Origin of the sequence: Microlunatus phosphovorus NM-1, from assembly GCF_000270245.1 — a bacterium.
Classification (GTDB): Bacteria; Actinomycetota; Actinomycetes; order Propionibacteriales; family Propionibacteriaceae; genus Microlunatus; species Microlunatus phosphovorus.
The window spans coordinates 5,181,384-5,201,076 of sequence record NC_015635.1 but is presented as its reverse complement, the minus strand read 5'-3'; the positions used below and the strand labels follow the sequence as shown (position 1 = coordinate 5,201,076).

At 62.0% G+C, this 19,693-nt stretch carries 19 protein-coding genes; 13 read left to right on the top strand and 6 right to left on the bottom strand.

What is annotated here, in order from left to right; genetic code table 11:
* Window positions 1-211: 211 nt before the first annotated feature.
* From MLP_RS23575 to MLP_RS23545, 8 genes are all read left to right on the top strand, one after another.
* Window positions 212-1,432 carry a glycosyltransferase family 4 protein gene (locus MLP_RS23575; protein ID WP_407938975.1) on the top strand — a complete coding sequence of 407 codons (1,221 nt, stop codon included), beginning with the start codon at window positions 212-214 and terminating at the stop codon, window positions 1,430-1,432.
* Window positions 1,429-2,748, top strand: coding sequence for a UDP-glucose dehydrogenase family protein (locus MLP_RS23570; protein ID WP_013865735.1), 1,320 nt, complete (start codon window positions 1,429-1,431; stop codon window positions 2,746-2,748). Before MLP_RS23575 ends, MLP_RS23570 begins: the two co-directional genes overlap by 4 nt.
* 109 nt (window positions 2,749-2,857) lie before the next feature.
* Window positions 2,858-3,115 (top strand): PqqD family protein, encoded by a 258-nt coding sequence (locus tag MLP_RS23565; protein ID WP_013865734.1) that lies wholly within the window; start codon window positions 2,858-2,860, stop codon window positions 3,113-3,115.
* A 69-nt stretch (window positions 3,116-3,184) separates the two neighbouring features.
* Entirely contained in the window at window positions 3,185-3,352 is a 168-nt protein-coding gene (locus MLP_RS29605; RefSeq protein ID WP_013865733.1) for a lasso RiPP family leader peptide-containing protein, read from the top strand.
* A gap of 72 nt (window positions 3,353-3,424) precedes the next feature.
* Window positions 3,425-4,588, top strand: coding sequence for an asparagine synthase-related protein (locus MLP_RS23560; protein WP_013865732.1), 1,164 nt, complete (start codon window positions 3,425-3,427; stop codon window positions 4,586-4,588).
* On the top strand, window positions 4,585-5,076 hold the full coding sequence (locus tag MLP_RS26830) for a lasso peptide biosynthesis B2 protein (protein ID WP_013865731.1): 492 nt from the start codon (window positions 4,585-4,587) through the stop codon (window positions 5,074-5,076). The genes MLP_RS23560 and MLP_RS26830 overlap by 4 nt, the downstream gene beginning before the upstream one ends.
* A gap of 287 nt (window positions 5,077-5,363) precedes the next feature.
* On the top strand, window positions 5,364-6,071 hold the full coding sequence (locus MLP_RS23550; RefSeq protein WP_156821277.1) for a phosphoenolpyruvate carboxykinase (ATP): 708 nt from the start codon (window positions 5,364-5,366) through the stop codon (window positions 6,069-6,071).
* A 492-nt stretch (window positions 6,072-6,563) separates the two neighbouring features.
* A complete protein-coding gene (locus MLP_RS23545) occupies window positions 6,564-8,060 on the top strand; it encodes an ABC transporter ATP-binding protein (protein ID WP_197536466.1) in 1,497 nt (498 codons plus the stop codon).
* 88 nt (window positions 8,061-8,148) lie between these two features.
* Here the strand turns inward: MLP_RS23545 and MLP_RS23540 are convergent, their stop codons facing one another.
* Genes MLP_RS23540 through MLP_RS23525 form a run of 4 tightly spaced genes read right to left on the bottom strand, consistent with a single transcriptional unit; the run spans window position 8,149 to window position 11,658 of the window.
* Window positions 8,149-8,526, bottom strand: coding sequence for a holo-ACP synthase (locus tag MLP_RS23540; protein WP_013865728.1), 378 nt, complete (start codon window positions 8,524-8,526; stop codon window positions 8,149-8,151).
* Window positions 8,527-8,536: 10 nt separating this feature from the next.
* The gene (locus MLP_RS23535) at window positions 8,537-9,286 is read right to left on the bottom strand and encodes a hypothetical protein (RefSeq protein ID WP_013865727.1); all 750 of its coding nucleotides are present in this window, start codon (window positions 9,284-9,286) and stop codon (window positions 8,537-8,539) included.
* 14 nt (window positions 9,287-9,300) lie between these two features.
* A complete protein-coding gene (locus MLP_RS23530) occupies window positions 9,301-10,125 on the bottom strand; it encodes an SGNH/GDSL hydrolase family protein (protein WP_013865726.1) in 825 nt (274 codons plus the stop codon).
* A 33-nt stretch (window positions 10,126-10,158) separates the two neighbouring features.
* Entirely contained in the window at window positions 10,159-11,658 is a 1,500-nt protein-coding gene (locus MLP_RS23525; protein WP_013865725.1) for a class I adenylate-forming enzyme family protein, read from the bottom strand.
* 263 nt (window positions 11,659-11,921) lie between these two features.
* Between MLP_RS23525 and MLP_RS23520 the strand changes: the two genes are divergently transcribed.
* The 5 genes from MLP_RS23520 (at window position 11,922) to MLP_RS23500 (ending at window position 16,611) form a co-directional block, all read left to right on the top strand.
* Window positions 11,922-12,119, top strand: coding sequence for an acyl carrier protein (locus MLP_RS23520; protein ID WP_231851384.1), 198 nt, complete (start codon window positions 11,922-11,924; stop codon window positions 12,117-12,119).
* Window positions 12,116-12,325, top strand: coding sequence for a hypothetical protein (locus MLP_RS23515; RefSeq protein ID WP_013865723.1), 210 nt, complete (start codon window positions 12,116-12,118; stop codon window positions 12,323-12,325). Before MLP_RS23520 ends, MLP_RS23515 begins: the two co-directional genes overlap by 4 nt.
* The gene (gene asnB / locus MLP_RS23510) at window positions 12,325-14,343 is read left to right on the top strand and encodes an asparagine synthase (glutamine-hydrolyzing) (protein ID WP_013865722.1); all 2,019 of its coding nucleotides are present in this window, start codon (window positions 12,325-12,327) and stop codon (window positions 14,341-14,343) included. Before MLP_RS23515 ends, asnB begins: the two co-directional genes overlap by 1 nt.
* Window positions 14,315-15,331 carry an NAD(+) synthase gene (nadE, locus tag MLP_RS23505; RefSeq protein WP_013865721.1) on the top strand — a complete coding sequence of 339 codons (1,017 nt, stop codon included), beginning with the start codon at window positions 14,315-14,317 and terminating at the stop codon, window positions 15,329-15,331. Before asnB ends, nadE begins: the two co-directional genes overlap by 29 nt.
* A gap of 308 nt (window positions 15,332-15,639) precedes the next feature.
* Window positions 15,640-16,611 (top strand): PQQ-dependent sugar dehydrogenase, encoded by a 972-nt coding sequence (locus MLP_RS23500; RefSeq protein WP_197536465.1) that lies wholly within the window; start codon window positions 15,640-15,642, stop codon window positions 16,609-16,611.
* A gap of 87 nt (window positions 16,612-16,698) precedes the next feature.
* On the opposite strand, the gene MLP_RS23495 is transcribed toward MLP_RS23500, so the two are convergent.
* On the bottom strand, window positions 16,699-17,742 hold the full coding sequence (locus MLP_RS23495; protein ID WP_041790529.1) for a phosphotransferase enzyme family protein: 1,044 nt from the start codon (window positions 17,740-17,742) through the stop codon (window positions 16,699-16,701).
* A gap of 75 nt (window positions 17,743-17,817) precedes the next feature.
* Complete coding sequence (locus MLP_RS23490; RefSeq protein WP_013865718.1) at window positions 17,818-19,623, bottom strand: ABC transporter ATP-binding protein; 1,806 nt, start codon at window positions 19,621-19,623, stop codon at window positions 17,818-17,820.
* Window positions 19,624-19,693 lie beyond the last annotated feature (70 nt).

Genomic DNA, 19,693 nt, shown 5'->3' with positions numbered 1-19,693 from the left:
CGCATGGGCGGTCGCCGGGTTGGTCAGGGAGCTTCGTGAACATCAAGTCGAACGTGCGGCACCAGCACGAAACAGGGTAGGGTGGACTGGATTGAGCCGAGTTGTGGCGAGTCGAGCCGACCATGTCTTGATCATCGTGCAGAATCTCCCGGTCCCACTGGATCGGCGAGTGTGGCTCGAGTGTCAGGCATTGACGTCGGCAGGATATGACGTGAGCGTCATCTGCCCCAAGGGGCCGGACGATCCGGATTATCAAGAGCTGGATGGCGTCCATATCTACAAGTACAAGCCGGCACCCGAAGCCAGGGGGCTGGCGGGTTTTGTAGTGGAGTTCGTCTACAGCTGGCTCCGAACTGCGGGACTGTCGCTCAAGGTCTGGCGGCGCCAAAACTTTACGATCATGCAAGCCTGCAACCCACCAGATACCTACTGGGCGCTGGCGTTGCTCTGGAAGCTCCGGGGCGTCACCTTCGTCTTTGACCACCACGACTTGAATCCGGAGCTGTTCATCTCCCGGTTCGGAGAACCGAGCAGCACACTGAAGAAGGTCGAGTACGCCGGGCTGCGCTGGTTGGAGCGGATGACCTTCAAGACCGCGAAGCGGGTGATCTCCACCAACGAGTCGTACAAGGCGGTCGCGGTCCGTCGCGGTGGGCGGAAGCCGGCCGAGGTCACCGTCGTACGCAGCGGACCGGACACTCAGCAGATGCGGCCGGTCTATCCGTCGACGGTCGCTACCGGTGACCGTAGGTTCAGCCTCGCCTATCTGGGCATCATGGGTCCGCAAGACGGCGTGGATGTCGTCCTGGACGTGATGGAAGAACTCGTGCACCGACGGGGGAGGGCCGATCTCGAGGCGACACTGCTCGGCTTTGGTGACTGCTACGTGGACCTGCGGGCGCGTTGCACACAGCTGGGTCTTGACGACTACGTCACTTTCACCGGTCGGGCGGACAAAGCGATGATCGCCGATCACCTGAGCGTCGCTGATGTGGGCCTGTGCCCGGATCTGAAGACGCCGTTGAACGACGTGTCCACCATGAACAAGACGATGGAGTACATGTCGTACGCACTGCCGTCGGTCTCCTTCGACCTGGTCGAGACGCGGGTCTCCGGCGGAGACTCTGTGCTGTACGTCCCTTCGGGAGATGTCGGTGCGTTCGCCGATGCGGTCGAGAGGCTGCTGGACGATCCCGAGTTGCGGATCGCCATGGCACAACGGGCTCGCGAACGCGTGTCCACTGAACTCGACTGGCGGCCGCAAGCTGCGGCCTACCTTGGCGTTTACGCTGAGCTGACCGGCAGGACCCAGGCTGAGCTGCCTGATGGGCGGCGTGACACCGGCCAGACCGACCAACGCGGCAGGACCTATGTGCCGCTTGATGATGACGTTGAGTTCGAGCGGTTCATCCGCGAGAGGAGTGCCCGATGACCCTGCACATCTCCGTGATCGGTTGCGGCTATCTGGGAGCGGTGCACGCTGCCTGTATGGCGGCGCTCGGCCACGATGTGATCGGCGTCGACGTCGATGCGCGTAAGGTCGAAGCGCTCGCCGGCGGTAAGCCGCCGTTCTTCGAGCCCGAGCTGCCCGAGCTGCTGGCTGAGACGGTGGCGACGGGACGGCTGCAATTCTCCAGCGACATCACCGACGCTGCGGCAGCGACCATCCACTTCATCTGCGTCGGCACGCCGCAGAAGCGGGGCGAGAACAAAGCCGACCTGCGGGCGGTCGATGCGGCGATGACCGCCCTGCTCGCCGTGGTGAAACCGGGCGACCTGGTGGTCGGGAAGTCAACGGTGCCGGTGGGCACCGCTGAGCGACTGGCAGAGATGCTGGCCGAAGCGGAGCCCACCGCGACCTTGGCTTGGAACCCGGAGTTCCTGCGGGAGGGTCACGCGGTCAAGGACACCTTCCATCCAGACCGCCTGGTTTATGGAGTTCCTGATGACGCTGCCGGCGAGAGAGCGACCGCCCTGCTCAGTCGGGTCTATGCCAAGACGCTCGCTGACGGCACGCCGTTGATCGTTACCGACTATTCGACCGCGCAGCTGGTCAAGGTTGCGGCGAACTCGTTCTTGGCGACCAAGATCTCCTTCATCAATGCCATGGCCGAGCTGTGTGAGGCAACCGGCGGTGACGTCGTGCAGCTCGCGAACGCGATCGGGCACGATGCCCGGATCGGTCGTCAGTTCCTCAACGCCGGCCTCGGCTTCGGCGGTGGCTGCCTGCCCAAGGACATCCGGGCGTTCATGGCACGAGCCGGCGAGCTCGGCGTCGACCAGGCGCTGACCTTCCTGCGTGAGGTCGACTCGATCAACCTGCGCCGCAGGGTCCGCATGGTCGACCTGGCGCGCGAGGTCTGCGACGGGTCGATCGTCGGACGCCGGATCGCCGTCCTGGGGGCCGCATTCAAGCCTGAGAGCGACGACGTTCGTGACTCCCCGGCGCTGAGCGTGGCGGCGCAGATGTCGCTGCAAGGCGCGGACGTGGTGGTCACCGATCCAAAGGCGATCGAGAACGCCGCAGCCAAGTGGCCCGATCTTCGCTTCGTCGAGACCGTCGAAGAGGCGGTCGCTGATGCTGAGCTGGTGCTGCTGCTGACCGAGTGGAAGCAGTACGTGTCACTGGATCCGACCGAGGTGAAGCGCTGGGTCAAGTTGCCCCGGATTCTGGATGGCCGCAACGCGCTCGACGTGGAGGCTTGGCGCAGCGCAGGCTGGACCTATCGAGCTCTTGGAAGGCGATGACAGGCGAGCGCAGGAAATTTGCGGATACTCCCCACGAGTGACTCAGGTGCTCTATGCTCCTGCCCAAGGGATCTCGCGGGGGCGAGTTCCTTGAAGTTCTGGGGGAAACATGAAGCTCCGTGCCGATGACTTGACGTGGCGGGAGATCGACAGCGAGCTCGTCGTCTTGGATCTGCGCTCGTCGACGTACTTGACGACCAACGCCAGCGCCACCTTCTTGATGAAGCAGCTGGCCGTGGAGAAGTCTGCTGCCGAGCTTACCGACGCCCTGATGAACCAGTTCGCGATTTCGCAAACTGATGCCGAGCGCGATGTGCGCGCCTTCGTGGACGACCTTGATCGCCGCGGACTGCTCGTTCACTCCTGATTGGCATTCCCATGTCCAGCCGCGGCCGTGCGGCTTGAGGAACAACACTTGTAGAGGGGGTGAGTGCACATGAGCGAATCAGTTCAGCCTCGACCGCAGTATGAAAGCCCGCGACTGACCGAAGTTGGGTCGGTGAAGGATCTGACCCTGGGTGAGGGCATCAGGGGGAATGACGACACATTCGTCTTCTCCATCTGGGGCCACCAGATCTCCATCTCGTACGGAGAGTTGTCGTAGTGCAATCGCCGAGCCGGGAGCTCCATCCACCTGGAGTGCAGCTCCCGTGCTGTTGTGCAGGCAGGAGGAGGAGTGATCAGCGGGCTCGCGAGTGGCTACCTACGCTGTGACCCACTCGAGGTCGCCGTCGGCTGGGTCTATGGCCATCAGGACGTCGCTCGACCGGAGCCTGGGAAGTCGGCGCGTCAGGCGTTGGACGATGCCATCAGGCCGGCGCTGCAGCATGGTCCCTGCTATGTGACCTTCTCCGGTGGGCGAGACTCATCGGCCGTGCTGGCGGCGGCAACCGATCTGGCGCGGCGCGAGGGCTTCGACCTTCCTGTGCCGATCACCCGCATCTATCCTGACCTGCCGGACACTGATGAGTCCTCGTGGCAGCGGATGGTCATTGATCACCTCGAGCTGACCGAGTGGATTCGGCTGGAGCTACGCCAGGGAGAGTCCGACTTGCTCGGTGCGGCAGCGCTCGCCGGGTTGCGAGCCCGCGGGCTCATCTGGCCACCCGCGCTCCAATCACACGACGTGATGTTCCAACACGCACGCGGCGGATCCCTGCTGACGGGCGAGGGGGGAGACGCGGTGCTGGGCTCGCATCGGGGCACGCCGCTGACCCGGCTGCGGAACCGCCGCCGGCCGACGCGGACACTGCTCAAGCATGCCGCGACCGCCATCGTGCCGCGACCGATCCGACGTCGGAAGGTGGCCAAGCTCGCGGCCCAGTCGGTTCAGAGCCGTTGGCTCCAACCGACGGCGTTGGCGGAACACGCGAGTCGAGTTGCCGATGACGAGTCCACCGAGCCGCTACGCAGTGACTCGGCAACCTGGGCTGTGGCGACCAAACGGTCGTTCGCAACCATCTCCCACAACCATGCGGCTGCCGCATCTGAGTACGGGATCAGGGCGAGCGACCCGTTGCTCGATCATCGGTTCGTGTCGACATTGGCGCGCGATGGTGGACGGTGGGGGTTCAACAGTCGCACGGCGACGATGAGGTTCCTCTTCGCGGACGTCCTTCCTGCAGCGGTGCTCAGCCGAGCCACGAAGGCATGGTTCAACCAGGCCCACGCAACGGATACGACGCGCCGGTTCGCTCGTCAGTGGGACGGAACCGGCGTGGACCGGAGTCTGGTCGACGTTGATAAGTTGCGTGAGGTGTGGCTCTCGGACCAACCGACGATGGCTACCGGCATGCTGTTGCACGCGGCTTGGCTGGGTACGACAGGCCGAGACGGATGACGCGCTCGCTCGTACGAGGCGTCTTGCGTCCGGGGATCCGTAGCCGGCTGCTCCGTGCTTTTGACCTGCTCACCGCGGCGGCGGTCGCCGTCTGCGTCGAGGTCGGCCTGCGTGTCACGACACTGACGCGCCTGGCGAAGTTCCTCGGGGTACCGCTAGCGATGGATGGTGATGCCGGGTGGAACCGACCTTCGACGAGTGCCGGTCCAGAGCGCGTTGTCCTGCCGGCAGCGGCCCGCCGGAGGATTCGAGCGACCAGGACGGTGATGCGGCACTGGCCCCTCGGTGACACCTGCCTGCGGCAGGCGCTTGTCAGCGGTCAGCGGATCCGTGGACTGAACCCGAATCTGCACGTTGGTGTCGCGAAGGTCGGGTCAGAGGTCCGTGCCCACGCATGGCTCACGGTAGGTGACACCGTGATCGACCCGATGCGGGCTGCCGGGACCTACCTCCCGCTCTCCACTCCACCGACCGGAATGGCGCCGTGACCTACGAGTGTCGTCTCTATGACCTGAATATCTCATCCGAGTTGCCTCTGTATCAATATCGCCCGGTCCCACCAGGTGGTGACATTGACGTCGAGGTGCGTCTCGGCGCGCCGATCCAAGCTGTCGACGACCGACCGAGCGGTACACCGATTCTTCACCTTCAGACGAAGAAGCAGCACTACACCATCGGTCACACCGACGGTGTGTATGTGGCTCGTTTCTACGGATCTTGCGATGTCCGGTTCGATGCCAGTTTGTCCACCCTGACCGTTCATCCCGTGCAAGGTGTGGACCTAAGCCTGCTGTCGGTGCTGGTGGCCGGCACAGTCTTGGCGCTGCTGCTGACGTTGCGGGGGGCAACGGTGTTGCACGCCAGCGCCGTGCAGGTGGATCAGGGCGCCGTCGCGTTCATCGGCGGCTCGGGCATGGGCAAGTCAACTCTGGCTACCCTGTTCTGCTCCCGCGGCGCTCTCCTCATCACCGATGACCTGCTCCGTCTGACTCCAGGCGAAGGGCAGTTCCGCTGTGCCCTCGGTGCTACGGAGGTGCGTCTACGCAAGTCGGCTGCAGAGTTGATGGAACAGTTCGATGTCGCCCCGGATCGGCGGTTGACGGGCGATGCCCGCGATGCCTTGGCAACGGCAACTGCCGTCGACGAGACCATTCCGCTCGCGGCGATTGTGGTGCCGATTCCGGACAAGTCAGCGACCGCGGACTCGACCTCGGTCACGCGACTTCGCGCCTCAGAGGCGCTGCTGCTGCTGTCTCGGTTTCCACGACTCCTCGGCTGGAAGGATGCGGCTGCGGTCCGACGCCAATTCGACCAGCTGGCCGATGTCGTCACTCAGGTGCCGGTGCATGTTGCCGAACTGCCGTGGGGACCGCCCTTTCCCGATGACTTGGTCGATACCCTGCTGGATCGGATGGGCGTCAGCGTCAACAGACGTGAATCGCGGGTCGTGGACTCTGCCGATGTTGCCGATTCGCCACAGTGATGCACCTGCGGCATAGATTTAGTTCAGGCGACGGCAGGTCATAGATTCAGTCGAGACACTCGCATTCGGTAGTCGAGGCCAGAGTTCGGGCAGCTTGACGAATGCACGAAAGACTGCGATACGGAAGGCGGTCAGATGGACACCGGAGCTATTGATCCGCTAACGCTGCGCGCAGCCGCGAGATACAGGCGGAAGTCACTAGGGCAGCTCAAGAGACTCGTATTCACCAGCGTGGGCCTTGTCTGGTCAGCGGGTCGTCGGCTCTTCGTCGGACTCATCGTCCTTCAGCTCGCGGCGGCCGGGTTGCTAGTCGCTCAGGTGCTCGCTGTGAGATCGGTTCTGCAGGCAATCCTGGCCTTGAATGAGCACGCTGACACATCTCGAGTGGTCGTGCCGATCATCGTGCTTGCGATTCTGACTGGTCTCTCCTCGATCTGCAGTTCATTTCAGACTCAGCTTCAACGACTGCTCGGCGAACACGTTGCTCGCGCGATGTGGAATCGAGTGCTGGGTGTCTCGACCACGGTCAGCCTGCGTCACTTCGAGTCGTCGGAGTTCTTCAACCAACTCAGTCGGGTGCAGATGAGTGCACTCAGCAGGCCATATCAGGTGACACAAGGACTGCTGTCCATGGCAGGGGCGTTGGTCGCCAGCGTGGCGCTCGGGGCGGCACTGTTCACCCTCGCCCCGGTGCTCCTGCCGTTGGTCGCAATCGGTGGGGTGCCTGTGTTGCTGGCGAGTCGACGCGAGTCCAGACTCGAGTTCGATTTCTCGGTCAAGCAAACCCCTGCCCTCCGCCTGCGGTCGTACTTCGGCCTGCTCCAGCTCGGTCGAGACGAGGCGAAGGAGGTCCGATCACTCGGCCTCGGGCCCTGGCTCACGGGACGCTTCAACGACCTCTACGCCGCCTATCTGACTGACCTCGGTGACCACGTGCGCCGCAGGACCAGCCTGAGCGTGTTGGGCCAGCTCGGCGCAGCCGTCGTCTTGGGCGCGACCTTGACGGTGATGATCTGGCTGATCTCGCGCGGGTCTCTCGACATCGCAGGAGCCGGAGCGGCGTTGGTCGCCATCCGGATGCTGACGACTCAGGTCCAGCTGGTGTTCCGCGGCGCACAGTCGGTCTTCGAGTCGGGGCTCTTCCTCGATGACCTGGATGACTTCCTCGCCCTCGGTGCGCAGGCACTGGAGGAGGACCGCGGCGCAGAGGCACCTGATGGATTCCAGACCATTCGAGTGGGTGGAGTGACCTTCTCCTACCCTGAGTCCCCCAGACCGGCGCTGTGCGGAGTCGATCTGGAGCTCAATGCGGGAGAGATTGTCGCGCTGGTGGGGGAGAACGGCTCCGGGAAGACCACGCTGGCCAAGATCATCGCAGGTCTCTATGAGCCCACTGCTGGCAGCATCCGATGGGACGACCACGATCTTTCGGAGTTCAGCCCGTCCAGCGTCCGCGAACGAGTCACCGTCGTCTTCCAGGACTTCGTACGCTTCGCCCTCACCGGAACTGAGAACATCGCGGCCGGTCGGATCGGGATGCCTATTGATCCGGAGAGAGTCCGCTTTGCGGCTCGGTCCGCCGGCGCGGAACGGGCGCTCGACGGACTACCGAACGGCTTCGACACGATCCTGTCGCGCATGTTCTCCGGTGGCCATGACCTGTCAGGAGGACAGTGGCAGCGCGTGGCCCTCGCACGTTCGTTCTATCGGGACGCACCCTTGGTGATCCTGGACGAGCCAACGGCGTCACTAGATCCGCGGGCGGAGCATGACCTGTTCACCACATTGCGTGCGGCGTTGCGCGGACGCACGGCACTCTTCATCTCGCACCGCTTTGCCACGGTTCGGGGTGCTGATCGCATCTATGTGATGCATGAGGGGAAGGTTGTCGAGCAGGGCACCCACGCGGAGTTGATCCGCGAAGAGGGGCGTTACGCAGAGTTGTATCGGTTGCAGAGCACGGTGCGAGTTGGCATGGCCGATAGTTGACCATGAGGCCTCGACGTGTCGCACCAGATGTTGGGCCTACATTTCACGAGACTTGATTTTACTGTCAGGAGCGTGATTCGCGGACGTCTCAGAACTCCGCCATCGCAACAGCGAAGGCGCGGCCATCGCGTACCGAGACGGCAACGCTGATCTTCAACGCCCCGAGCGCACGAGCGGCAACAGCCACATCCCCAACTAGATCGACGGTAGGCACCTTGTCGGTGTGGAGGATCATGATCGATCGCCATGGCACGGAGCCATCCCACTTCATTCCAAGCGATTTCCAGACTGCCTCTTTTGCAGCGAATCTGACCGCGAAAGCGTGCGTGGGTGACTCACTGGCGTCGCACTGCGCCACTTCCTCAGGCACAAACCAACGATGGGTGAATCGCGCCCCGTAGCGCTCGATCAACCGGGCGATGCGATGCACGTCCGCAACGTCGATACCAATCCCGTGCAGGCCCACCGAGCAGAAACTAGCGAAGAGCCAGTGCGAAAACACGGATAAACTCGTTGGCGGCCGCCTTGCAGCCAACACTGTTGAGATGTCCCGCATCCGTGCTCAGCGCGCGGTTGAGGACGAAGTACCGCTCACCCTTCAGGCGACGCACCATCGGCCGGTGCTCGATGGTCGCCTCCACTGCGGCGATGTCGAACAACATGCCGGCACCGCCGCAGCGGGCTCGCATCAGGGAGTTGTAACGTTCACGGGCGAGGTTGTCAGCAGGGCCCCGCCGGTCGCTCTGACCCAGCAGCGCCTTCGTCTTGGCTTTCCAGCCGCGGTCAGTCGTCAATGGCACCGTCGCATGAACGAATCTGACGTCCGGATACCGCTCCTGGAGGCCGTTGAGCGTAGTCCAGTAGGCGTCAAAAAGTGCGTCTATGTCTGTGTCCGCAGTCACATCGGCATAGCAGAACTTCAGCGCTGCAGCATCGAGGTTGGCGCCGAGCCCGTCGTTCAAGATGTCAGCGAACTCAGTTAGCTTGCTGAGCGGGTCGCGGTTCTTGCCGACCCCGGCATGCGCAAGTACGGAGCGAGATGTGCGTAGTGGGCCTCGAGTCTCGACGATCTGAGGCGCGATCTCACCCGCGGTCGCATACAGGGGATTGATCCCGCTTAGGACGTTCCGACCAACGGACTGGTGGGCGAAGAAGATGCGCGAGGCCCCCACGGTCCGCAGATCCTCGTTGCTGAGCCGGGGAACCTTCAATGCCCAATCGGTCATGGCTAGGGTTCGGTTCAGGCTTGCCCGGTCCGGGCAACCGTCTCCAGCAGCACCACCGCAACCTTCGAGGCGCCGCTTGCGTTCAGGTGTGCGCCGTCACTGCTATAGCCAGGATACAGGGATGTGAGCGCCTCACCGTCAGGGGAGGTTGCCTCGACGGCAGCCAGATCGAACACCTGGTCGGCATCGAAGTTGCCTCGGATCAGTTCGTTGTACCGCGTGCGCGTTGCATTATCGTCACGCCCCACCACCGCTTTGATGTGACCCTTGATTCCGACTGGACCAACGGTCAGGGGGACTGTGGCGTGCAGGAATCGAACATTCGGGTAATCCCGCTCCAAGTCAGCCATCGTCTGCTTGTACTCAGCGAATAGAGCATCCACATCGGTGTTCCACTTGATGTCGACATAACAGAACTTGAGCAGCGCTATATCGACCTGATCGGCGATGCCAGATCGCACCATGGAGTCGAAATTGACCAGCTTGCCAGCCGGATTCCCGTTCTCGCCGATCTGCGTATGTAAGATGGTGCCCTCACCGGCCACCTTTGGAACTGAGCCACCAATCGGAACCTCAACCACCTCGGGCTGAGTCACCCCTTTGGCGGCGTACACGTCTGAGACGCCCGAGAGAATATTCTTGCCGACCGACCTGTGACCGAAGTAGATCCTGGCCCCAGATGCCTTGCCGAGGACCTCGGTAGTGATCGTCGATGCGGCTGTGTCCGGCGCAGGCTCATAGCTCCTTTTGGGATCCCACAAGAAGTACAGCGAGACTGCCCCGAGGATGCCTACCGCTGCGACACCCATGACCAAGCGTGACCAGAAACTGGTCTTCACGATCGTTCTCCCCCCTAGAACAAACAGATCTACTCAGGGTACCTCAGAGCCGACGCCCGCAAGCAGTTCCCGAAGTTCTTGCTTGGCGATCTTGCCGCTGGCGGTCAGCGGGAACACATCGAGCACTTGGACGGCCACTGGGACCATGTGCTTGGGCAGCCGAGCGCGCAAGAATTCCAGCAGACTCGCGACCTCCGCCGGTGTCGTCCCCGGTGCGGAGACGATGGCCAAGGTGACGGACTCTCCGGCATCAGGGTCAGGGAGTCCGACCGCTGCCGCTTCCGACACTCCCGGATGAGACAGGGCGACCTCCTCTATTTGTTGCGGTGAGATCCGGTAGCCCCAGGACTTGATGAAATCCCCGCTCCTGCCGACGATGTAGATGTACCCATCACCATCCACCGTTGCCAAGTCTCCCGTGCGTAGCGTTCCGCCGGGAAACTTGCGCGCCGTCTCCTCAGGGTCGTTGTAGTACCCCGGTGAGATATTGGCGCCTCGAGCAATGATCTCGCCCTGCTCGCCAGGAGCGACTGGTCTTCCGTTCTCGTCCAAGACCTCGAGCGTGACTCCTGGGATCCCCCGGCCAATCGATCCCAGCTTCTCTCCTAGCACTTGCGGCGGCAGGTAGGAAAGCCGCGCAGTGGCCTCCGTCTGCCCGTACATGACGAACAACTCGGCGTCAGGCTGGGCAGCTGCAAGCTCCTCTATCAGCGCCGGCGCGAGCCGGCCACCTGCCTGCTGGATCTTCCGCAGGGTGGGCAAGCGTCGTGCGCCGTAGCTGCTCGCGCGCAGCAACAGCTGATAGGACGATGGCACCCCGGCGAAGCCCGTGCACGCCTCCCTATCGATGAGATCGACCGCCGTCTCCGGGAACGTGTAGCTGTTGCACAACACGAGGCTGCCGCCGACCGCCAGATGGCTGTGCAGGAGGGAAGCGCCGAACACATAGTGGAATGGCAAGATCACCAGCATTCGGTCGCTTGCCGTCAAGTTGAGGTATTCCGTGATCGAGGTAGTGTTCGCGACTAGATTCTGGTGCGTCACTCGCACGGCTTTGGGACGTGATGTCGTGCCGGAGGTGAACATCAAGGCAGCATCTCCGAGTGCGTCGGATGCTGTCGTGGGCCAACTAGACTCCCCCACCTCAGCGAGCACCGCGTCGGTGACAACCGGACGGTCACCGAACGCTGGTCCGAGGCGACGTTGCTGGCGGCGATCGATCAGCACCGCCGCGCAATCCACCCAATCGGCCTGGGCAGCAAGGTCATCGACACCGTTCTTGTCCGAGAACGGCACTACCACCCCTAGCTTCATCGCGGCGAGGTAGCCGGCGACCCAGAACAACGAGTTCCCGCCGAGCAGGCCGATCCGGGCATCAGGACCGACTCCTGCCCGGCGCAACTCGGCGACGAGCCGGGCCGCGGCGCGACGCAGGTCGGCATAGGTGTGGCGTCGCTGAGCGTCCACCACGGCGACCGCGTCGTCTTCGCCGGTAGCCAGCAAGAAGTCGCTGACGTTGACCTTGTCCAGCATTGATAGCACCCGTCTTCCGTCGGATGAGAGGTCGACCGCCATGCGCCAACGACTCTGCGAATTCGGCCCCAGGGGCCCTCAACCGTATAGTACAATCGAGCGTCCCGTAGGCCTGACTGGCCGGGACCGGCCGGGCTGGCAGACATGCACGGTCGAAGAATCTGTATTACAAGATAGTCGGGCGGACATTCATGGAAACGTTGATTGCAGGGCAGCTTACTGACTTCATCACGACTGCCTACTTATTCGGGGACGAGTCGAGGTTGCCGGAGGCAGATGAATCGTTGCTCGAAGCCGGAGTCTTGGACTCCACCGGAGTGCTCGAATTGATCGAGTTTCTTGAGGACACGTTCGAGATCTCGGTCGAGGACTCCGAGACCATCCCGGAGAACTTGGGCAGTATCGCCGGGCTGACACGATTCGTCCAGTCGAAGACCGGTCAGGCCGCGGGAGCAGTGTGAACATCGGTCTGATCGATCACGTGCTCGCGGAGTACGAGCACCAGCGGAAGGCATATGCCGACCCCGCGTTGGAGGCGGTGCGGACAGCGATCTTTGTTGAAGATGTCTTCGGCCTGACGCTGAGCGACGACCAGATCAACCCAGCAGTTCTCACCGATCCGGTCGCTTTGCGCGAACTCGTGGCCAGCACCACCAGTCCAGACTGATGTGTGGCATATGTGGGATCGTCACCAACGGTCCGCCTCCCGATCTGGACGTGGCAACAGCAATGATCGGACGGCTAAGCCATCGCGGACCGGACGGCAGCGGTTACCTTCGTGACCACCAGGCCATCTTGGGACACACACGGCTTTCGTTGATCGACTTTGCCGGGGGTGCACAGCCGATTGGCAACGAGGACGGCAGCCTCTGGGTGACGTTCAACGGCGAGATTTTCAACTACGTCGAACTGGCTGTAGAACTCCGCGATCGCGGCCACCGTTTCACCACGCACAGCGACACCGAGGTGATCGTGCATGCCTGGGAGGAGTGGGGTGCCGATTGTTTCAACAGATTCAACGGCCAGTGGGCCATCGGTCTGTGGGATCGCCGCCAGCGCCAGTTGATCCTCTCCCGAGACCGATTGGGTGTGCGCCCGCTCTTCTACCGGCTGACTGATAGTGGCATCACCTTCGCCTCCGAGGTAAAGGCGATCTTCGCGGATCCATCAGTGCCGCGAGCCTTTGACCCGATCGGACTCGATCAGATTCTCACTTACTGGTCCACGGTCGCGCCACGGACGGTGTTCGAGGGTGTCAGTCAGCTTCCGCCGGGCCATTTCGCAGTCTTCGACGCGGATGGGTTTCGGTGTGAGCCGTACTGGCGGATCGACTTTCCTGCGCGCGGGCAGGAGCCCAGTCAGGACTTACAGGAGAACGCCGAGATCTTGCGCGAGCTCGTCGTCCGCGCGACCCGGCTCCGTTTCGAGCGAAGTGACTTCCCGGTGGGCGCGTACCTGTCCGGAGGAATCGACTCCGCCGTCACGGCAGCTGCGATCCGGCACTTCACCGATGCCGATCTCGATACCTTTTCATTGCGGTTCGCGGATACCGAGTTCGATGAAGGCATCTATCAGCAGCGCATGGTCGAACAGCTGGGGACCCATCATCAAGACATCGTGGTGACCCATCGCGACATCGCAACTGTGTTCCCGGACGTCGTTTGGCACGCGGAAGCGCCAATCCTCCGGTCGGCGCCCGCACCGCTCTTTCTGCTGTCGAAGCTGGTGCGCTCCAGTGGCTATAAAGTGGTTGTCACCGGCGAAGGTGCAGACGAGGTCCTCGGCGGCTACGACATCTATCGCGAAGCCAAGGTACGTGACTTCTGGGCACGCGATCCAGACTCCACGGTTCGCAGTAGGGCAGCGGAACTCCTCTATCCGTGGATGGCACGCAACCCAGGCCAGGCACCGGCATTCGCTCGAGGCTTTTTCGGCCAGGATCTGGATGCCGCCGATCCGGCGATGTCCCATCGACCACGGTGGAAATCGACTTCCGCGCTCAAGACCATGCTCACGGCCGCAGTTCGGGATGCGATCGGGACAGAGAACCAGCAGGATCTGGCTAATGAGCTACCTGAAGCCAGTCAGCGGTGGGACCCGCTAACACGAGCGCAGTGGTTGGAAATGACGACGCTACTGCCTGGCTACATCCTCGCGTCTCAGGGCGATCGGATGCTGATGGCAAACTCGGTCGAGGGACGCTTCCCGTTCCTGGACCGGGATGTCGTTGAGTTTGCCAACACCCTGCCGGCCCGCCATAAGCTCTTCGGCCTGGATGAGAAGTTCCTCCTCAAAGTCGCCTTCGCAGATCTGATCCCAGACGAGATTCGCGATCGATCCAAGCAACCTTACCGAGCGCCGGACGCTGCGAGCTTCTTCACTGACGGCTCGCCATCTGATTGGGTGGAGGATGTGGTCTCCCCGGCGGCGCTCCGGGCAAGCGGGATCTTCGACCCGAAACAGGTCGGAAGCCTGGTCGCGAAGGCGAGGATTCGCAGCGGCCGGTTCGGAAACACCGACAACATGCGAGTCCTTGCCATTTTGTCCACCCAACTCATCCATCGGCAGTTCATCATCGACCCAGCGTGGGTTGGTGCTCAGACGCCGCCAGAGCCAGTCCACATCATTGACTTTGTTTCAGCTGAAAGGGAAACCGATGACACAGCCCACCCCGTTCGGGCCTGAGAGCCTCGCCATCGATTTGGCGGCGGAAACCGAACGCATCAGCGAACGCATCCGTGCCTACCTGACCGCTACCAAGCGGAAGGGTGCCGTGATCGCGCTGTCAGGGGGAATCGACTCGAGCGTGACCGCCGCGCTCTGCGTGCGGGCCGTAGGCAAACAGCGAGTTTTCGGGTTGCACATGCCAGAGCGAGCCTCGTCGCCTGAGACCATCGAGCTCAGTACGTCCGTGTCCGACACGTTCGGCTTTGACTCCACGGTCGAGGAAATTGCAGACGCGCTCGAGGCGGCGGGCTGTTACCGCCGATACGATGAGTCGGTCCGCAAAGTGGTTCCCGACTACGGCGCTGGCTGGAAGTCGAAGATCGTGCTACCCAGCGTCACCGAGTCGGATGCGCTGCGGATCTACTCCGTTGTAGTCGAGGATCCGGATGGCAACCAGAGCCGACACCGGCTCTCCACCGAGGCCTACCTGGGTGTTGTAGCCGCCACCAACTTCAAACAACGAGTCCGCAAGATGATGGAGTACTACCACGCCGACCGGCTGAACTACGTCACCACGGGAACGCCGAACCGACTTGAGTATGACCAAGGTTTCTTCGTGAAGCTGGGCGATGGGTCGGCGGACATCAAGCCCATCGCCCATCTCTACAAGTCGCAAGTCTATGCGCTTGCTGAGCATCTTGGCGTCCCAGAGACCATTCGGACCCGTCCCTCAACGACGGACACCTACTCGTTGCCGCAGTCTCAAGAGGAGTTCTATTTCTCGTTGCCGTACCAGCGTATGGACCTGTGCTTGTATGGCAAGAACAACGACGTGCCGCTAACGGAAATCGCCGTAGCAACGGGACTGACCGAGGAGCAGGTGGTCCGCGTGTTCCGCGACATTGATCAGAAGCGCAAGACCACCCTATACCTGCATCTGGAGCCGGAACTCATCAAGGGTATCCCCGAGATCAGTCACTCGCTCAGCCGTCGCTCAGCCACGTGAGGCGGCGGGCGATCCCGACCCACCTGCAGCCGGGCGGCGATGCGGTGATCCGCGGCTGCTGGGCCCGGTTCGGCGGGTTCGTGATTTGAGCCGAGAAACGAGAGTTGATCATTGAGGCACACTTGCGAGTTATGATCACGTCACCGAGGCTGTCCGCGCTAGGACTCGCCCGCCGCGGGCTGGTCGCAGCGACCGTTGCCGTGCTTCTCGCGGGATGCGCTGGCCAACCCCCTGCGGCCGGGCCGGAGTCTGCCCCGCCGTCCACTAGCGGGCCGAAAACTCCGGTGCCCAGTGGGGCAGCGCCGACGGTGCTCACCGATGAGCCCGGTAAGTTTCGGGTGGTGGCTACTGGCCTCGGCGTTCCGTGGGATCTGGCGATGCTGCCGGGCGGCGACGCGCTAGTCACGTTGCGTGATCGGGCGGAAGTTGTGCTGATCGCGCCAGGCGAGGTGCCGACCGTGGTGGCCCGGATCGACGACGCGCGCCCCGAGGGCGAAGGCGGGCTTATGGGCATTGCCCTCTCGCCAGACTTCGTCGACGACCAGTTCGTCTACCTCTATTTCACGGCTGACCAGGACAACCGGGTGGTGCGCTACAAGTATGCGAACGGCAGCCTGACCTCGGCGGAGCCGATTCTCTCGGGGATCCCCCGCGCCAGCAACCATAACGGAGGTAGGATCCGGTTCGGCCCAGACCAGATGCTCTACGTCACCACCGGTGACAATCACGCGAAGCCGGCCTACAACGCCCAGAACACTCAGACCCTGGACGGCAAGATCCTCCGAGTCACGCCGTCTGGCAAAGCGCCGGAGGATAACCCATTTGAAAATGAGGTGTGGTCTTACGGTCATCGCAACGTACAGGGGATTGGCTGGGACGCTAAGGGCCGGATGTACGCGAGCGAGTTCGGGAGCGGCGAGTTTGACGAACTGAACCTGATCAAGAAGGGTGGCAACTACGGCTGGCCGGAGGCCGAGGGTCGGTCCGACAACCCCGACTTCATTGAGCCACTCCTAACTTGGAGCACCGATGATGCGTCCCCGAGCGGCATCGCCGTCATGCCGAACGGCACGGTGTTCCTCGCCTCGCTCCGAGGGGAACGACTTTGGCGAGCACGATGGGATGGAGATCGGATGACCGATGACGTCTACTTCGACGGAGTGGGACGCCTGCGTGCGGTGGAGGTCGTTGGAGATGAACTCTGGTTGCTCACCAACAATACGTCTGGGGGGGATCCCGCCAAAGATGACGACAGACTGATAGCGATCGGGGCGTCGTAGTCACCACTTAGGAAAGCAAGTGGCCAGCAGTCCAAATCCGGCTGGGGGCAGTTCTGTGCAGTAGGCACCACTTGGGGGAGGGACTGCTCAATCCGCGATGGCCTTGAGGCAATCGTCTAGGTGACGGCACCAGTTCGCCACCATGCGGCTGTCGGCGATGCGGCCACTCAGATAGGAGTCGATTGACCACAGCATCGATCGGGCGCACTTCCAACGCATCCCCAAGGTGACGAGGTCACGATCCACGTGGTGTCCTGACTCCGAGGCGTAGCTAGCTAGGAATTGGTCGATGCGGGCTGTGGCACTCCCAACTAGGACTGCCACGGCGGCGCCGACGTCCAGTGCGCGCGGTAGAGGAGTCGCGTTGTCGAAGTCCAGCAATGCGCGCAATCTAAATGTGGGACCGAAAATCAAATTCTCCCAGTTTAGGTCGTTGTGTGCTACCACAACGTCGTCTGAATCCAACAGAGCCACTGACGTCTCATCTGCTAGTCGGTTTGCCACCCGATATAGCCGCGGCAACTCGCTCAAGATCCACTGATCAAATTCTGACTTTCGTGGGCGCACTCGCAGCCGCGCAGCTTTGAAGACCTGCGGTGGGCGTCCGCGCCGAATGCTGGTGACAGTTCGACGCGGGCCAGTCAGCAGCCAACGACCGTCGATCGGCGCCGACGCGCTCGTCAGTAGCGGCTCGCCTAGTCGGTGCAGCCTGCCGAGTGCTGCCCCCAACTCTTGAGTCAGGTCAGGGTGCCGCTCGAGCGTCTTGTCCCGTTGATCGATTGTGATCTGTTGCCCGGGTACCCAATCATGCAGAGTGAAGAACATCTCTCCGTGCTGAACTAGTGCCTGTCCGTTCTGAGAAATCTGCAATTTTGCCACAGGGAATCCGGCGTTGACCAGCAGTTCCTCAAGCCCCTGAGAGAACCCAAGATTCTTTACACTGCCGGGTCTATGACACTTCAGGATCCAGTCCTGTTGGCCAAGTCGAATGCGGAAGTTCACGTTCTTGATGCGCTGCACCAAGCGTTCGATATCGGCGTCCGCCGCGTTGAAACCGTAAGCTCCCGATGCCACCGATAGCGCATGCGCGGTCGATATGTCGAGATCAGACGGGCTGGGCCCTTTAGTCATCGAGTAACCAATCTCCTGGCTCGAGGTCCGGGAGTCGCTAGTGCAGCATTGAGAGTAGCGACTTCTGTCCCACTCCTACTTGTTCTGCCGCTGCGTGATCTCATTGACTTCACGGAAGAAGTCGCTATGTTCCATCAAATCGGCGTGGGAACCGATCGCCGAGACTCGGCCGTCCACCATCACAACGATCTTGTCGCACATCGACAGAGTGGACAGTCGATGTGCAATCAAGACGAGCAGCACCTCGGACTTGATCTCGTGTAGGGAGTCGCTGACAGCATCCTCCGAGCGAACGTCAAGAGCACTTGTAGGCTCGTCAAGGACAAGCACCTGCGGGTCACCGGCCAGCGCGCGAGCGAGGCAGATCCGCTGTCGCTGTCCCCCGGAGATCGCGCCGACACGCTGTCCGATCTCAGTGTTATATCCATTGGGCCAGGTCATGATCTCGTCATGAATGCGCGCCCGCCGAGCCGCTTGCTCGACTTGGTCGTCGTTGAGCCAGTCGCGGTTGAAGCGAATATTGTCGCGCACTGTTCCCCAAACCAACTGGGAGGTCTGCGGCACGTATGCGACCTTTCGTTGCCAGGACGAGCGCTTGATTCCCCGGACATCGGAACCATTGACCAGAACGGCACCAGAACTCGGCTCTCGCAGCCGCAACAGCAATTGGACGATTGTCGACTTGCCGGCGCCTGAGGGCCCCACGACTCCGATCGCCTCTCCCTTGCTCACCCCGAAGCTCACGTCGTGCAGCACCTTCGTCTCGGGACGATAAGCGAAAGAAACGTCTGCGAGCGAAAGTGTCGCGACGTCGGTGAGTTCTTCGGATCCGTCCTGCTGCGGGTTGTCTCGGTACCGCTGGAGCGCGTCGACTACCTGGTTCATAAACGGTACCCGTTCGTCAATGGCAGTTACCGCGGTCTGAATCTGCTGCGCGTAGGTGAGTGCCCGGATCAACATCAGGATGACTGCTGCTAGCGCTGCGAGTTGGGCTGATCCGGCCACCGAGACGGCGATGAGCGCAACCACCAACATGAAGAGTGCCACACTTTGATACAACGCAGGGAGCGCGCCCGAGAGAAATCGCGTACGAGCGTGCGGTTGTCGGACTGCGGCTACCCGGTCCTGAAATCTAGCGACGTAGGTCGGTGTCGCACCGAAGACTTCAGTTTCCTCAGCGACCAGCACGACGTCCTGCACGCTCTCCGTGAATTCCATTGCTTCGGTGCTCAACCGCTTCGCGTGCCGCCTCAGGGTCCGAGACAATGGCCGTAGTGCAACGAATAGAACGAGAGCAGCGACTGCTAGAACTGCGGCGGCTACAGCGTTCTGCATGAACGCAGCGGCCACCATCATCGCGAACATGATCGTCGCAGTCACGCCGTTGCCGAGACCGATCACCGATTGGGCGGCATTGGTGATGCTCTGGGTCATGAGCGTCTGGAAGGCGCCGTCACGTTCAGTGGTCTTGACCGACCACGCACTTTTGATGAATGCGTCAAATAGCTGAATTCGAAGATCGGCCATTACTCGAGAACTCATATAGGCCGGCACGCGGGCTAAGAAGATTTGCAGTACCGCGCGAATCACAGTTAGTGAGATAGCGACCGCAAATGTCGTCGGTTGGGGCAGTTCAAGGTCAAGCGGCCCGAAACTCATTTGTGTTGAGGCCGCACCCTCCGACAGCGAGATGGTCATCGCGGCGATTAGCGCCAAAACTGAGGCTTCAACTAGGCCCGTAGTGACTGCCAAGAATACCAGTAGGACGATCCGTCCTCGAGAACCGCGGAAGAACGGCGACAAACGCTGCCAGGCCACCCTCGTGCTGGCGAGTGCGCGGAAGCCTTTGTTCGCTCTGTTCTTGGAGTCGTGTTGGCTCATGCCGCTTCCTCAAGCCGAAGCTGACCGGTCATCCCAGCGATACTCATAGTGGGTCCGAGCGCCAACTTCA